The 1,719-nt window shown below is 62.1% G+C and carries 1 protein-coding gene; it reads left to right on the forward strand.

From position 1 onward, the window contains the following. Window positions 1-218: 218 nt before the first annotated feature. Complete coding sequence (locus WA702_RS18065) at window positions 219-1,541, forward strand: IS1182 family transposase (protein WP_425111900.1); 1,323 nt, start codon at window positions 219-221, stop codon at window positions 1,539-1,541. Window positions 1,542-1,719: the final 178 nt, after the last annotated feature.

Genomic DNA, 1,719 nt, shown 5'->3' on the forward strand with positions numbered 1-1,719 from the left:
GTACAGGCCGCCATGGGCCTGCTTCAGCTCGATCATGCACTCGCCGATGCAGGCTACGCGGGTCATGTCTTTGATGATCGCCGTGTCGCCCAACGACCGTCATTGCGAGCGACGCGAAGCAATCCATCCCCCTGCTGAGGCATGGATTGCTTCGTCGGGCGTGTCATTTTTTTGGTGAAGTGGTGTGATTCGATGCCTGCGTAGATTCGGAGCAGGTGATGGACATTCGCATTCGGCAGGCGGAGCGTAGACAGGCCGGTTTTGAATTGGTCGACCTCGAGAGCCTGGTGGTTGATGAGCATCCGGTGCGGGCGGTGTGGTGCTTCGTCGAAGGATTGGACCTTCGGGTGTTTTACGATCGCATCAAGGCGCGCGGCGAGACGCCAGGTCGCCCGGCGACCGATCCGCGCATTCTGCTTGCGCTTTGGCTGTACGCGACGGTCGATGGGGTTGGATCGGCCCGCGCGCTGGCGCGGCTGTGCGAGCATCATACGATCTACCGCTGGATTTGCGGCGGCGTCGGAGTGAATCATACCATGCTGTCGGAGTTCCGTCTGGACAGCGCTGAGTACCTCGATGGCCTTCTGACAAGCAGTCTGGCAGCCTTGATGAAGGAAGGCCTTGTCACGCTGGACGAAGTCATCACCGATGGTACCAAGGTCAGGGCCGCGGCGAGCCGTTCGTCGATGCGGCGCAAGCAAAGCCTCAGCGAACTGAAAGAGAAGGCCCGCATCCGAGTTGCCGAGCTGAAGCAGGAATTGGAGGCCGATTCTGCGGCAGGCGAACGGCGGGTGTCGAAGCGTCGTCTTTCTGCGGCCGAAGACCGCGCCCGCCGGGTCGCAGCCGCGCTGGCCAAACATCCTGCCGAGCCGCAACAAGAGAAGGACCAGAGCGAGGGGGGCGAGCCCCCGTCTGCCGGCGGCAAAAGCGACAAGCAGTCCAAGGAGAAGCCCAAGCAAGAGCGTGTCTCGACGACCGACCCCGATGCCCCGCTGATGAAGATGGCGGACGGTGCTGTGCGGCCCGCCTATAATGTGCAGGTATCGAGCGCCTGTGGCTTCGTGGTCGCGATCGAGCCGGTGCAACGGCGCAACGATCGTGGTCTGGCGCCGGCGATGGTAGCGCAGGTCGAACGACGTTGTGGCAAGCTGCCGGATCGACTGTTGGCTGATACCGGCGCGATGACTGCGGCCGATATCGTGATGATTACGCAAACCCACCCCTCCGTCCAGGTGTTCAGCCCGCCTCCGGCCCGCAAGCAAGCTTCCAAACCGCAGAGCAAGGCGCGATACGAACGCAACCGCGCTGCCGAACCGCCATGCCTCAAGCACTGGCGCGCTCGGATGGACAGTGAAGAAGGCAAAGCCGTCTACAAGCGGCGCAGTAACACCGAACACGTCCATGCCCGCCTGAAGAATCGAGGCTTTGGACGGATGGTGCTTCGCGGCCTCTCGAAGGTGCGCATCGCCTGCTTGCTTCACGCCATAACCCACAACCTGATATGGGCCATCAGCCGGCGCCGCGCCTTGAAAACTGCCTGATTCATCCGCCCCTCCGGCCACACACCTCCAATGCCAGCCTTGCAATCCGACATGACCGCCGAAATACTTACAGGCCCGTCGCTTTGCTCCTCGCAATGACGGGGGTGGGACGTACGCATCCGGCGGGCACCGTCTTGTCTGACACGCTGTAATTCGCCAAGCGTGAGACCTTAAGTCT

The sequence above is a fragment of the Bradyrhizobium sp. genome, from assembly GCF_049798375.1.
Classification (GTDB): Bacteria; Pseudomonadota; Alphaproteobacteria; order Rhizobiales; family Xanthobacteraceae; genus Bradyrhizobium.

Coding starts and splice junctions, on each gene's coding strand:
- WA702_RS18065 (WP_425111900.1), top strand. CDS start 219: ATGGACATTCGCATTCGGCAGGCGGAGCGTAGACAGGCCGGTTTTGAA.